This window comes from Rhizobium johnstonii 3841 (assembly GCF_000009265.1).
GTDB classification, from domain to species: domain Bacteria; phylum Pseudomonadota; class Alphaproteobacteria; order Rhizobiales; family Rhizobiaceae; genus Rhizobium; species Rhizobium acaciae.
This window is the reverse complement of record NC_008380.1, coordinates 2,882,971-2,895,252: the sequence shown is the minus strand read 5'-3', so window position 1 is coordinate 2,895,252 and position 12,282 is coordinate 2,882,971. Positions and strand designations below refer to the sequence as shown.

The 12,282-nt window shown below is 62.0% G+C and carries 13 protein-coding genes and 1 riboswitch; of the genes, 5 read left to right on the top strand and 8 right to left on the bottom strand.

The genetic code is table 11. The features are described 5' to 3' along the window. The first annotated feature begins 4 nt into the window (after positions 1 to 4). Positions 5 to 640, top strand: a complete 636-nt coding sequence (maiA, locus tag RL_RS14125; protein WP_011652268.1) for a maleylacetoacetate isomerase — start codon at positions 5 to 7, stop codon at positions 638 to 640. Positions 641 to 732: 92 nt separating this feature from the next. Here maiA and RL_RS14120 read toward each other — a convergent pair whose 3' ends face one another. Both RL_RS14120 and RL_RS14115 read right to left on the bottom strand, forming a co-directional pair. Next, positions 733 to 1,722, bottom strand: a complete 990-nt coding sequence (locus RL_RS14120) for an aldo/keto reductase (protein WP_011652267.1) — start codon at positions 1,720 to 1,722, stop codon at positions 733 to 735. A 14-nt stretch (positions 1,723 to 1,736) separates the two neighbouring features. Continuing rightward, complete coding sequence (locus RL_RS14115; protein ID WP_011652266.1) at positions 1,737 to 2,132, bottom strand: (R)-mandelonitrile lyase; 396 nt, start codon at positions 2,130 to 2,132, stop codon at positions 1,737 to 1,739. 122 nt (positions 2,133 to 2,254) lie between these two features. Between RL_RS14115 and RL_RS14110 the strand changes: the two genes are divergently transcribed. The 3 genes from RL_RS14110 to RL_RS14100 all read left to right on the top strand — a co-directional run bounded on the left by RL_RS14110 (position 2,255) and on the right by RL_RS14100 (position 6,942). Beyond that, the gene (locus RL_RS14110) at positions 2,255 to 3,148 is read left to right on the top strand and encodes a LysR family transcriptional regulator (protein WP_011652265.1); all 894 of its coding nucleotides are present in this window, start codon (positions 2,255 to 2,257) and stop codon (positions 3,146 to 3,148) included. 145 nt (positions 3,149 to 3,293) lie between these two features. Continuing rightward, positions 3,294 to 4,805, top strand: coding sequence for an ATPase domain-containing protein (locus tag RL_RS14105; RefSeq protein WP_011652264.1), 1,512 nt, complete (start codon positions 3,294 to 3,296; stop codon positions 4,803 to 4,805). After that, on the top strand, positions 4,780 to 6,942 hold the full coding sequence (locus RL_RS14100; protein ID WP_011652263.1) for a PAS domain-containing hybrid sensor histidine kinase/response regulator: 2,163 nt from the start codon (positions 4,780 to 4,782) through the stop codon (positions 6,940 to 6,942). The genes RL_RS14105 and RL_RS14100 overlap by 26 nt, the downstream gene beginning before the upstream one ends. Here the strand turns inward: RL_RS14100 and mobB are convergent. From mobB to RL_RS14085, 3 genes are read right to left on the bottom strand one after another with little or no spacing between them, the layout of a single operon-like run. Then, positions 6,874 to 7,395: a molybdopterin-guanine dinucleotide biosynthesis protein B gene (gene mobB, locus RL_RS14095; protein ID WP_011652262.1), complete on the bottom strand. Its 522-nt coding sequence runs from the start codon at positions 7,393 to 7,395 to the stop codon at positions 6,874 to 6,876. The genes RL_RS14100 and mobB overlap by 69 nt on opposite strands. Further along, a complete protein-coding gene (gene mobA, locus RL_RS14090; RefSeq protein ID WP_011652261.1) occupies positions 7,392 to 8,021 on the bottom strand; it encodes a molybdenum cofactor guanylyltransferase MobA in 630 nt (209 codons plus the stop codon). The genes mobB and mobA overlap by 4 nt, the downstream gene beginning before the upstream one ends. A 9-nt stretch (positions 8,022 to 8,030) precedes the next feature. Next, a complete protein-coding gene (locus RL_RS14085; protein ID WP_011652260.1) occupies positions 8,031 to 8,939 on the bottom strand; it encodes a DMT family transporter in 909 nt (302 codons plus the stop codon). A gap of 329 nt (positions 8,940 to 9,268) precedes the next feature. Between RL_RS14085 and RL_RS14080 the strand changes: the two genes are divergently transcribed. Next, the gene (locus RL_RS14080; protein WP_011652259.1) at positions 9,269 to 10,036 is read left to right on the top strand and encodes an SDR family oxidoreductase; all 768 of its coding nucleotides are present in this window, start codon (positions 9,269 to 9,271) and stop codon (positions 10,034 to 10,036) included. A gap of 84 nt (positions 10,037 to 10,120) precedes the next feature. Here the strand turns inward: RL_RS14080 and ribB are convergent, their stop codons facing one another. The 3 genes from ribB to RL_RS14065 form a co-directional block, all read right to left on the bottom strand. Continuing rightward, positions 10,121 to 10,756 carry a 3,4-dihydroxy-2-butanone-4-phosphate synthase gene (ribB, locus tag RL_RS14075; protein ID WP_011652258.1) on the bottom strand — a complete coding sequence of 212 codons (636 nt, stop codon included), beginning with the start codon at positions 10,754 to 10,756 and terminating at the stop codon, positions 10,121 to 10,123. Between the two features lie 126 nt (positions 10,757 to 10,882). Next, a riboswitch (FMN riboswitch) is annotated at positions 10,883 to 11,033 on the bottom strand. A gap of 193 nt (positions 11,034 to 11,226) precedes the next feature. Then, positions 11,227 to 12,009, bottom strand: a complete 783-nt coding sequence (locus tag RL_RS14070) for a glucose 1-dehydrogenase (RefSeq protein WP_011652257.1) — start codon at positions 12,007 to 12,009, stop codon at positions 11,227 to 11,229. Positions 12,010 to 12,063: 54 nt separating this feature from the next. After that, complete coding sequence (locus RL_RS14065) at positions 12,064 to 12,258, bottom strand: triose-phosphate isomerase (protein WP_028741190.1); 195 nt, start codon at positions 12,256 to 12,258, stop codon at positions 12,064 to 12,066. Positions 12,259 to 12,282: the final 24 nt, after the last annotated feature.

Genomic DNA, 12,282 nt, shown 5'->3' with positions numbered 1-12,282 from the left:
GACAGTGAAACTCTATCAGAACGAAATTTCCTCGGCGACATCTCGAGTCCGCATCGCACTCGCCCTGAAAGGATTGACGGCCGAAGCGCTGCCGGTCACCATCCTCGGCGAAAATTCCGAGAGCCGGCAGGCCGGATATCGCAGTATCAATCCGCAGGGGCTCGTGCCCGCCTTGCTGACGGATAGTGGCGTCCTCATTACCCAGTCGCTGGCGATCGTCGAATATCTCGATGAGATAAAGCCTGAACCGCCGCTATTGCCTGACACCGCGGAAGACCGGGCGCAGGCGCGGTCGATCGCGCTTGCGATCGCAGCCGAGATCCACGCGCTGCTGCCGCCGCGGATCGGTCTGCATCTCGGCAAGGTCTTCCAGGCGGATGCCGATGCCATTACTGCCTGGAATCGTCATTGGGTCGGTGAAGGAATGGCCGCGGTCGAGACGATGATCGGCGGCCGCAGGCAGGGAGCTTTCGCTGTTGCGGATCAGCCTGGTATTGCCGAGATCTTTCTCTTCCCGCAGGCGATCAGCGCCCGGCGCCTCGGCTTCGATCTCGCCCGATGGCCCAATATCGCCGAGATTGTCGCCAGGCTGGAGGCGATACCGGCTTTCCGGGAAAATGCGCGGACACCGAGACGATGATGCAATCGATGAAGAAGCGGCCGCAGGTGACTGTGGTCGCTTCGCTTCTCGTGTTCGGATGAGAGATCGCCCTGACGGTCTTTCGGCCGCTTTTAGCGGTTGACCCTTGCCTGCAGATGGGCGGGATAACGATCACCTTCCACCTTGATCGTGGCGAGCGCGCTTTCGATGCTACGGAGATCCTCGGCCGTCAGTTCGATCTCGGCGGACTGGATGTTCTCCTCGAGGCGATGCAGCTTGGTGGTGCCGGGAATCGGCACGATCCAGGGCTTCTGCGCCAGCAGCCATGCGAGAGCCACTTGGGCGGAGGTGGCCTTTTTGCGGGCGGCGATTTCTCCGAGACGATCGACGAGTGTCTGGTTGGCTTTTCGCGCCTCCTGAGAAAAGCGCGGCACGACGTGGCGGAAATCCTTGCTGTCGAAGGTGGTCGTTTCACTGATCGCGCCAGTCAGAAAGCCCTTGCCGAGCGGGCTGAAGGGCACGAAACCGATGCCGAGCTCTTCAAGCGTCGGCAGGATTTCCTGCTCTGGTTCGCGCCACCACAGCGAATATTCGCTCTGCAACGCCGCCACCGGCTGGACGGCATGGGCGCGGCGGATCGTCTGGGCGCCCGCTTCCGAGAGGCCGAAATGTCTGACCTTGCCTTCCGCGATCAGCGCCTTGACCGTGCCGGCGACATCCTCGATCGGAACATCGGGATCGACGCGATGCTGGTAGAAGAGATCGATGACATCAGTCTTCAAACGCCTCAGCGCCTGGTCGGCCACCGCGCGTATCTGCTCGGGCCGGCTGTTCATGCCGCTCTGGCCGCCATTGGCATCGAAGTTGAAACCGAATTTCGTGGCGATCACCACCTCCTCGCGGAAGGGGGCGAGGGCCTCTCCCAGAAGCTCTTCGTTCTTATAGGGGCCGTAGGCCTCGGCCGTGTCGAAGAAGGTCACGCCGCGTTCAAATGCCCGCCGGATCAGTGTGGTCGCTTCCTGAATATCTGTCGCCGGGCCATAGCCGTAACTCAGCCCCATGCAGCCGAGACCGATGGCCGAGACTTGAAGTCCGCTCTTTCCAAGTACACGCTTCTGCATAGAAATTTCCTTTTCTAACCTTGGTATTGCGTGTCGGTGACATGCTCCATCCAGTCGACGACCTTGCCGTCGAGCTGTTCCTGGATGGCGATATGGGTCACCGCCGTCGTCGGCGATGCGCCGTGCCAATGGCGTTCAGCCGGTGCGAACGAGACGACGTCGCCGGCGCGGATGTCCTCGACGGGACCGCCTTCGCGCTGCACGCGACCGAAGCCCGATGTGACGATCAGCGTCTGGCCGAGCGGATGAGTGTGCCAGGCGGTGCGGGCTCCGGGCTCGAAGGTGACGCTGGCGCCAGCCGCACGTGCGGGGCTGGTCACGGCAAACAGCGGGTCGACACGCACGCTGCCGGTAAACCAATCGGCTGGTCCCTTGGCCGAAGGCTGCGAACCGCTTCGCTTGATCTCCATCTTTGTCTTCCTTTCGATGTCGGGTGGACGTGTCCACTCGAGTAACAACAAGGTATTTAGGGCGTGCGCCTGGTCGCGATTAGATGGTATAAACGGCAAGAACCCATGAGAAAGTTTCATAAATGCCGCGCCCCGCCGTCAACGACCTCATCGCCTTCCTTGCCGTTGCACGCGCACAGAGCTTCACGAAGGCGGCGGGCAAGCTCGGTGTGTCGCAATCGGCGCTCAGCCACACCATCCGCGGGCTCGAGGAGCGGCTTGGACTGCGATTGCTGACACGCACGACCCGCAGCGTCGCGCCGACAGAGGCGGGCGAACGTCTGCTCGTTTCCATCGGACCGCGGCTCGACGAGATCGAGAGCGAGCTGGCTGCCTTGAGCGCGTTCCGGGAGAAGCCGGCAGGCACCATTCGCATCAATGCCGGCGAGCACGCGGCCGATGCCGTCCTTTGGCCTGCCTTGCAAAAGCTGCTGCCCGATTATCCCGATATCAATGTCGAGATCATCGTCGACTACGGTCTGACTGACATCGTCGCCGAGCGTTACGATGCGGGGGTGCGGCTTGGAGAACAGGTGGCGAAGGACATGATCGCGGTGCGCATCGGCCCCGACATGCGCATGGCCGTGGTCGGCGCTCCCGCTTATTTCGACACCAGGCCGAAGCCGCTGACGCCGCAGGACCTTACGGATCACAATTGCATCAATCTACGCCTGCCGACCTATGGCAGCGTTTACGCATGGGAGTTCGAGAAGGACGGGCGCGAACTCAGGGTTCGCGTCGAAGGGCAATTGGTCTTCAACAATATAGCCCTGCGGCTAAACGCAGTGCTGGCGGGCATGGGACTTGCCTACATGCCGGAGAACTTGGTTGAGGCGCCTCTTGCCGACGGGCGGCTGGTGCGCGTCCTCGAGGATTGGTGCCTGCCGTTTTCCGGTTACCATCTCTACTATCCGAGCCGCAGGCATACGTCGCCGGCATTTGCTCTGCTCGTCGATGCACTTCGCTATCGAGCATAACCGCCCGCCGTTTCGGGCCGCCCGGACAGGCATATATCCGAACCACTGGTGATCGGCTCTTGCCGGAAGCGAAATCATGCCTGCCAGCGATTTGACATTCCATCGCTCGCCGCTAATTCACACTTGAAATTGAAGGAAACAGTGAATGAATACTGCGGCACCTGCCACGAAAGCTCGGACCGGCGTGTCCGGTTTGGATACAGTTCTGGCGGGGGGCCTTTCGCCGGGGCACGTGTTTCTCCTGGAGGGAAATCCGGGAGCGGGCAAGACGACCATCGCGCTGCAGTTCCTGATCGAAGGTGCGCGGCTCGGCGAGCAGGGGCTCTACATCACCCTTTCGGAAACCGAGAGCGAACTCCGGGCCGGGGCCGCATCGCATGGCATGGTGATCGATGGCAATATCGAGATCTTCGAGGTCGTGCCTCCGGAAAGCCTGCTGGATGCCGACCAGCAGCAAAGCCTGCTTTATTCGTCGGATCTTGAACTCGGAGAGACGACGAAGGAAATCTTTGCCGCTTTCGAGCGGATCAAGCCACGTCGCGTGGTTCTCGACAGCCTGTCGGAGATAAGGCTGCTCGCGCAAAGCTCGCTACGCTACCGCCGGCAGATCCTCGCGCTCAAACATTATTTTGCCCGACAAGGGGCGACAGTCCTTCTGCTCGATGATCTGACCTCCGACGTGCTCGACAAGACGGTGCATAGCGTCGTGCACGGAGTCATCCATCTCGAAGAGATGGCGCCGAGCTACGGCTCCGAACGCCGACGTCTCAGGATCATAAAATATCGTGGACAGGCCTTCCGCGGCGGTTATCACGATTTCATCATTCAGACTGGCGGCGTTGTCGTCTTTCCGCGGCTTGTCGCCGCCGAACACAGGTCGAGCTACGCCCGCGATCAGATTTCCTGCAATATTCCGGAACTCGATCTGCTTCTCGGAGGTGGACTGGAGCGAGGTTCCAGCACACTCATCCTTGGTCCTGCCGGCACCGGCAAAAGCACGTTCTCGTTTCAGTTCCTGGTGGCCGCGGTCGCGCGCGGCGAGAAAGTGGCGGCCTTCATTTTTGACGAGGAGCTAGGCCTGCTCTTCACGCGGCTGAAGGCGCTCGGAATGGATCTCGAAGTCATGCGGAACGCGGGTCTTATCCACATCGAACAGCTCGATGCCGCCGAGCTGTCGCCGGGCGAATTTGCCCACCGGGTGCGTAGCTGCGTCGACAAGTCGGATGCGAAAACCGTCATCATCGACAGCATCAACGGTTATCAGGCTTCGATGCCGGATGAGAATTCGCTGATCCTTCATATGCATGAGCTGCTGCAATATTTGAACAGGCAAGGGGCCAACACCTTTCTCACCGTTGCCCAACACGGGCTGGTCGGTGACATGAAGGCCCCTGTCGACGTCACCTATCTCGCCGACACCGTCATTCTGCTGCGCTACTTCGAGGCTGCGGGAAAGGTGCGGCGGGCCGTCTCGGTGATCAAGAAGAGGACCGGCTTTCACGAGGATACCATCCGGGAGTATCGTATCGACACGTCCGGCTTGAGGTTCGGAGATCCTCTCGTCGGGTTCCAGGGCGTGCTTCGCGGCGTTCCCGAATTCATCGCGACCTCAACGCCGCTCCTCGCGACCGATGGCGGGGATAGCGGCAATTCTTAATTCCGGAAAACCGAAAGCATTGATCTACACCCCCGCCGGTCGCGATGCCTGGGTGGCGAGATCGTTGGTCGATGAAGCCGGATTGGCATCGATCGCTGCCACCGACCTGTCTATGTTCGCGTCATCGCTCAGCGATGACATCGCGCTTGGCGTCTTGACGGAAGAGGCCGTTCGCTCGAGCGATCTCAAGCCGATCGCCGCCTGGGTTTCGGCCCAACCGAGCTGGTCGGATCTGCCATTCATCGTGCTCACCACGCGTGGCGGCGGGCCTGAACGAAATCCGGCCGCTGCGAGGCTTTCCGAGGTTCTTGGCAACGTCACCTTCCTGGAAAGGCCGTTCCATGCGACCTCCTTCATCAGCGTTGCCCGGACCGCATTAAAGGGGCGCCTGCGCCAATATGAGGCGCAAGCCCGGCTTGAGGCTCTGGGCGAGGGAGAGCGCCGGTTGCAAACGGCGCTCGCCGCCGGTCGTCTCGGGGCGTGGGAGCTGGAGCTGTCCTCGATGGCCCTGTCCGCCTCGGCCACCTGCAAGGCAATCTTCGGCCGAAAGCCGGACGATGATGTGACTCGCGACGATCTGATCGAAAGCATCCACCCCGACGACCGGGATCTTGTGCTGGCACGCCTGCGCCAGACGATCGATACCGGACGCGACTATTCGATCGAGCACAGGACGATCTGGCCGGATGGATCGCTGCATTGGACCGAGGTCCACGCGCAACTTTATTCCGACAGATATGGTTCCGCCAGAAAACTCGTCGGCGTCTGCTCCGATACCACCGTCCGAAAGACCATCGAGGAAAATCTGAGGCGGCTCAATGAAACTCTCGAAGAACGTGTGAGGGAACGGACCAAAGAGGTCAACGCCGCTCACCAGACCCTGCTCGAGGAAGTCGCCCAGCGCGAAAGAGCCGAGGAGCAGCTTCGCCAATCGCAAAAGATGGAGGCGATCGGCCAACTGACCGGCGGCGTCGCCCACGATTTCAACAATCTGCTGATGGTCGTTCTCGGAAATCTGGAGTTGCTCGGCAAGCACGTTGGCGGAGATGCCAAAGCGACGCGTCTGGTCGACGGGGCGATTCAGGGCGCGCGGCGCGGGGCGGCGCTGACGCAGCGGCTGCTGGCTTTTGCCAGACAGCAGGATCTGCAGGTCAAGCCCGTCGATCTGGCCGAGCTGGTCTCGGGCATGAACGACCTGCTGCGGCGCTCGGTCGGATCCTCGATCAGCATCGAAACCATCCTGCCGGCAACCCTGCCGCCGGCGCTGGTCGACGCGAACCAGCTCGAATTGGCGCTGCTCAACCTTGCGGTCAATGCCCGCGATGCGATGCCGGATGGCGGGACGCTGTCCATATCGCTGCGCAAGGAGCAGGTTGCTGGCAATGAGGCTCTCGGCAAGGGAGCCTATCTTGTGTTGGCGGTGGCCGACAGCGGCACCGGCATGGACGCGGAGACGCTGAAGAAGGCGGTGGATCCGTTTTTCTCGACCAAGGAACTCGGAAAGGGCACGGGTCTGGGCTTATCGATGATCCACGGACTTGCCGTTCAGCTCAACGGCGCACTTCGTCTGACCAGCGAGCTTGGAGTGGGAACGATTGCCGAATTGTGGCTTCCGGCGACCGAACGGCGCCCCGAGCAGCCAGCCGAGGCGGAGCTGCCCGTCCCGCAAGCTGCATCAAGACTGAAGATCCTGCTCGTCGATGATGATGCCTTAATCGCCATGAGTTCGGTCGACATGCTTGAAGATCTCGGCCACGAGGTCGTCGAGGCAAATTCCGGCGCGCAGGCGCTGGAACTGATCAGCAGCGGTCAGCATTTCGACCTTGTCATCACCGACTATTCGATGCCTGGCATGACCGGCGCACAGCTTGCCCAGGCCGCGCGTGACATTCATCCGGGGTTACCGATGGTGCTGGCGACAGGTTACGCCGATCTTCCTGCCGGCACGGATATCGATCTTCCGAGATTGGCAAAGCCCTATGATCAGGCTCAGCTTGCCAAGGAAATCGCCAAGGCGATGGCAAGCGAAAAGGTTCCGCTTCTTAGATCCGGCGGCGATGCAGGTGGTTCAAAGCCTCGCCTGTCCAAGGGCGACGATGTCAGCGATGAAATCGGCGATGGCGCCTGTGTCGTCTAGATCGAAGACCGGCAGAGCCGTATCCATGACGGCATGATCGGCGGCGATGGCGCAGATATGGGGATCGCTCGGCGCCAACGGTTCACGATTGGCGGCCTCCAGGCGGCGGGCCTCGATCTTCGGGATCGGTTCGCGCTTGTAGCCTTCGATCAGCACGAGATCGCAGGGCGCGAGGCGGGCGAGGATCTCCTCGAATTCAGGTTCTGGCGCGCCGCGCAGCTCGTGCATGATGGCGTAGCGGGTGCCGGAGACGATGGTGACCTCGTGGGCGCCGGCCTGGCGGTGGCGATAGCTGTCGGCTCCGACCTTGTCGATGTCGAAATCATGATGGGCGTGCTTGATCGTCGAGATCTTGTAGCCGCGGCGGGTGAACTCCGTCACCAGCCGGACGGCGAGCCCCGTCTTGCCTGAGTTCTTCCAGCCGGCGATGCCGAAGATTTTCGGTGCGGTCATGCGCGAAGGGCCTCCAGCCAGCGTTCCGCCTCGACGAGATCATCAGGCGTGTTGATGTTGAAGAAGGGATCGAGCAGGCTGGCACGGGTCGGATGCAGCGGAAACGCCACTTCCGTAACGTCATGTCGTAACAGGAAGTCGCGTACGCGGCGCTTCTCGTCGGTGGCGATCCAGGCTTCGAGATCGGCGGCCAGCGTCACCGGCCAGAGCCCGAAGACGGGATGGCTGCGGCCCTCGGAGGCGGCAATGGCGATCTGCGACGGGTGCTCGATCGCTGCCGCCAGCCGGGCGACGAGATCGGCCGGGAAGAATGGGCAATCGACCGAGACGGTGACGACATGGGTGATCGAGGGCAGGTCGGCGGCATAGACCATGGCGGCATGGATGCCGGCCATCGGTCCGGCCTTGCCGGGAAAACGGTCGGGAACGACAGGCACGTCCTCGGCGGCGGCATCGGCATTGACGGCAACGTGCAAGGCCTGCTGCGAGAGGCGGGTCAGCGCATGGCGGAGCAGGCTCTCGGCCCCGAGCATCACGCCCGCCTTGTCGCGGCCCATGCGCTGCGAACGGCCGCCGGCCAACACGACGCCCGCTATATGAGATTTATCCAACGAGAATTCAGCCATGATCCTTCCTCAAACCGGCGCGCGCGGCGCGGATTCCTGCGCAATCGGCGACAAACGGCGCTTGGCCTCACGATAGAACGTATAGAGGCCGGATGCGATGACGATCGCAGCCCCGACGAGCGTCCAGCTGTCAGGCACTTCGGCGAAGAAGAGGAAGCCGAGCAGAGAGGAAAAGATCAGGCTGGTATAGCGGAATGGCGCGACGAAGGAGATTTCGCCGGTGCGCATGGCGAGGATGACCGACTGGTAGCCGACGAGCACCAGCACCGATGCGAGCACGAGATGCCCAAGCGCGTTAGCGCTGACCGGCTGCCAGCCGCCGAGCACCGGGATAAGGAGCGCGCCAAAGAAGGAGGCTGATATGGCGGTGATGACGGTTATCATCAGCGAGGGAATTTCCGGGCTGATGCTCCGGGTGGCGAGATCGCGGCCGGCCGTCGTCAGCACCGCGGCGACGCAGAGGAGGGCGGCGGCGGTGAATCCCTCCGGGCCGGGGCGGATGATGATCATTACGCCGACGAGACCGACGAGGATCGCCGACCAGCGCCGCCAACCGACAGGCTCGCCGAAGAAGAGCGCCGCTCCGAAGGTGACGACCAGCGGCAGCGATTGCAGGATCGCCGAGGCATTGGCGATCGGCATCATGCCGAGCGCGGTGATATAGGTGACGGCGGAGAGCGTCTCACAGATGATCCTGAAGATGATCATCGGCTGCAGCATGACTCGCCAGGAGCGCAGCGCGCCCATTTTCCAGGCGATCAGATAGACGAGCAGGCTGGTGAAGAGGCCGCGCAGGAACATGATTTCGCCGGCGTTCATATAGGCGATCACCGATTTGGACAGGGCGTCGCTCGCGGAAAAGCCGGCCATCGCCAAGCTCATATAGATGGCGCCCTCAGTATTGCGTGACCGCGGCATGAAGAGATTCCCGTTACCTGTGCGCTCCTTTTAGTCGCGAAGATGCATCAAGGGAATCGGATGAATGTCACACCAAGCATAAATCGATGACGCGGTGCACAATGGCGCCGGTGTCAACGCAGGCGTGTGGGTGGAAGTCCAGGCAAATCTCCGTTTTATAAGCTGAATTCCGACAGTTCCGACGCCGCAATCAACGCGTCGATGAGGACGCGCCGTCGCGCTGCCGGTTCGGGCCATAGGCGTTTTTCTCTTCCTGCGCGGGAAACGGGTGGCTGCATCGCCTGATGTTTGAGCATCTCAGATCTCGCAACAACCCAGGAGAGATCGATATGACACTTCTCAACGACAAGATCGCCATCATCACCGGCGCAAGCTCCGGCATCGGCCGCGCGGCGGCGAAACTCTTTGCGCGGCAAGGCGCCAAGCTCGTGGTCACCGGCCGGCGGCAGGACGCGCTCGATGCCGTCATCGCGGAAATCGAGGCGGAGGGTGGTCAGGCCGTCGCCATATCAGGCGATGTCAAGGATGAGGCGCTGCAGGCAAGGCTCGTCGAAACGGCGGTCTCGCGCTTCGGTGGGCTCGACATCGCCTTCAACAATGCCGGCATCCTCGGTGAGATGGGGCCGGTCGCCGGGCTGTCGCTGGAGGGCTGGCACGAGACGATCGAGACCAATCTCACCGCCGCCTTCCTCGGCGCCAAGTACCAGTCGGCGGCGATGGGAAAAGCCGGCGGATCGCTCATCTTCACCTCGACTTTCGTCGGTCACACCGTTGGCATGCCCGGCATGGCCGCCTATGCGGCGAGCAAGGCGGGTTTGATCGGCTTCGTGCAGGTGCTCGCCGCTGAACTCGGAGCGCAGAAGATCCGCGTCAACGCACTGCTTCCCGGCGGCACCGACACACCCGCCAGCATCACCAACGCGCCCGATGCCACGCCGGAAGTGCTCGCCTTCGTGGAGGGATTGCATGCGCTGAAACGCATGGCGCAACCCGACGAGATCGCCAATGCAGCGCTTTTCCTCGCCTCCGACATGTCAAGCTTCGTGACCGGCACGGCAATGCTGGCGGATGGCGGCGTTTCGATCAGCCGGACATAGGGCGAGCAAGGGACAGTGCCGTCACGGTCATCGCTTCGGCGTTCTTAGTTGCGGCGGGCTATGCCGCCGCAACTAAGGCGTCGATCAGGCGACTTCGCGTATGTCTCTTGCCGCCTGGCGTTCGAGATAGGCGACCAGATCCTCGATGGTGACGAGGGGGAGGTTGTGGCGTTCGGCGAAGAGCGTGAGTTCGGGCAGGCGGGACATGGTTCCGTCGTCGTTGGCGACTTCGCAGATGACGCCGGCGGGGATCCTTCCGGCGAGGCGGGCGAGATCGACTGCGGCTTCGGTGTGGCCAGGGCGGCCGAGCACGCCGCGGGGGTTGGCGCGGAGCGGAAAGATGTGGCCGGGGCGGGCGAATTCGTCGGGCTTTGTGCGATCGTCGACGAGGGCGCGGACGGTGGCGGCGCGGTCCGCCGCAGAAATGCCCGTCGTCGTGCCCTTGAGATAATCGACCGAGACCGTGAAGGCGGTTTTGTGCGATTCCGTGTTGTTGGGCACCATCAGCGGGATATCGAGTGCATCGAGACGCTCGCCTTCCATGGCAATGCAAACGAGCCCGCGGGCGTGGTTCATCATGAAGGCGATTGTTTCCGGGGTGACGGCATCGGCCGCGACCACGATATCGCCTTCGTTTTCCCGGTTCTGGTCGTCGACGACGACGACCATCTTGCCGCTGGCAATGGCTGATATGGCATCTTCAATTCTTGCGATAGTCATGCTGTCTGGCCTTTCAAGGGTTATGTCAGCGGGCTGACATGGTCTGCTCGGCTCAATCCGTGAGCGAGCCTTCTGCCCTTGGGCGAACAAACGTCAGCCGACTCCCGGATGGAGTGCGACTGCCCGTGTTGTCCTCTTCCATCCGGACTATACCGTCGGCTCCGGCATCTCACCGGATCTGCTGACCTTCCGACAGGAGGTGCCGGAAGCGCTCGCGGGCTCCAGGATTGCTCCTGATACCGCCGGTGGGGAATTACACCCCGCCCCGAGAACATTTCAAAGATAGGATCAAAAACAGGCGGATGGCAAGGTCACTCGACCCGGCAAAAATGCAAAGCTGCCCTAACGCCGATGGACACACTGTTCACACGGAGGCGACGACCGGGTCGCCTTCCGTGCTTCGTTGGTGCTTTGATCCTTCCATGCATGTCGTTGTCCCAAAACCACTGCGCACTTTTGGGCGACATGCATCAGGACATGATCAGGCCGCCGTCGACATTGATGGTCTGGCCGGTGATATAGGCGGCGTCGTCGCTGGCGAGGAAGGTAACCAGGCCGGCGACATCCTCGCCGGAGCCGGCCCGTTTCATCGGGATGCCCTCGACCCATTCCTTCATCAACTCGCCGGGGGCGTAGTTGCCGAGCAGCTTGCCCCATGCCTGGTCGTTATAGGCCCACATGTCGGTCTCGATGATGCCGGGGCAGAAGGCGTTGACGGTGATCTTCTCGGTCGCGACTTCCTTGGCCAGGCTCTGGGTGATGCCGACGACGCCCATTTTCGAGGCGGCATAATGCGGCGTGTAGATAAAGCCGTCACGGGCCTGGCCGGAAGCGGTGTTGATGATGCGGCCGCCGCGCTTGTGCCTGCGCATTCTCGATATCGCCTCCTGGGCGCAGAGGAAGACGCCCTTGGTGTTGACGGCCATGACCTTGTCCCACTCGTTTTCGGTCAGGTCCTCGACGCGGGCAATGGTGATGACGCCGGCGTTCTGGATCGAGACGTCGACCGAGCCGAATTCCTTTTCGGCGGCATCGTAGAGGGCGGTGACGCTCGCTTTGTCGGTGACGTCACCGATGAAGGAGATCGCCTTGCCGCCTTCGGCCCGGATCTGTTCGGCAACGCTATGGACCAGGTCCTCGTTGGCCGAGACGACGAGATTGGCGCCCTCGCGCGCAAAACGTCTGGCGATGGCGGCGCCGATGCCGCGGCTACCCCCGGTAATGACGACAGTCTTCTGTTCAAAGCGTTTCATGCTCTTTCCTTGTCCATCGGTAAACAGCAAATCTGGGTGCGACCTACCATGCGATCATTGTTGGAGCTCAACCGGTTGTCGCGAATTCAGGCAGTCTTGGGCGCCGATGACGACGTCCGAGCCCTCCGTCCGTTCGACAGCCCGTTCGATCGGCGTGAAGGGCGGGCAGACGGCGATATCGCACGCCGTCTTGCCCGTTGGTCCCTTCAGCGCCTCGATCTCAGCCAGGGAGGAAGCGAGATCGGTCACTTTCCAGCGCCGGCAATGAGCTTT

Bases quoted from the DNA above. Each gene is read 5' to 3' on its own strand.
- RL_RS14110 (WP_011652265.1), top strand. From the start codon at position 2,255: ATGCCGCGCCCCGCCGTCAACGACCTCATCGCCTTCCTTGCCGTTGCA.
- RL_RS14085 (WP_011652260.1), bottom strand. From the start codon at position 8,939: ATGCCGCGGTCACGCAATACTGAGGGCGCCATCTATATGAGCTTGGCG.
- RL_RS14070 (WP_011652257.1), bottom strand. From the start codon at position 12,009: ATGAAACGCTTTGAACAGAAGACTGTCGTCATTACCGGGGGTAGCCGC.
- RL_RS14115 (WP_011652266.1), bottom strand. From the start codon at position 2,132: ATGGAGATCAAGCGAAGCGGTTCGCAGCCTTCGGCCAAGGGACCAGCC.
- mobB (WP_011652262.1), bottom strand. From the start codon at position 7,395: ATGACCGCACCGAAAATCTTCGGCATCGCCGGCTGGAAGAACTCAGGC.
- RL_RS14080 (WP_011652259.1), top strand. From the start codon at position 9,269: ATGACACTTCTCAACGACAAGATCGCCATCATCACCGGCGCAAGCTCC.
- RL_RS14105 (WP_011652264.1), top strand. From the start codon at position 3,294: ATGAATACTGCGGCACCTGCCACGAAAGCTCGGACCGGCGTGTCCGGT.
- RL_RS14100 (WP_011652263.1), top strand. From the start codon at position 4,780: ATGGCGGGGATAGCGGCAATTCTTAATTCCGGAAAACCGAAAGCATTG.
- ribB (WP_011652258.1), bottom strand. From the start codon at position 10,756: ATGACTATCGCAAGAATTGAAGATGCCATATCAGCCATTGCCAGCGGC.
- mobA (WP_011652261.1), bottom strand. From the start codon at position 8,021: ATGGCTGAATTCTCGTTGGATAAATCTCATATAGCGGGCGTCGTGTTG.
- RL_RS14120 (WP_011652267.1), bottom strand. From the start codon at position 1,722: ATGCAGAAGCGTGTACTTGGAAAGAGCGGACTTCAAGTCTCGGCCATC.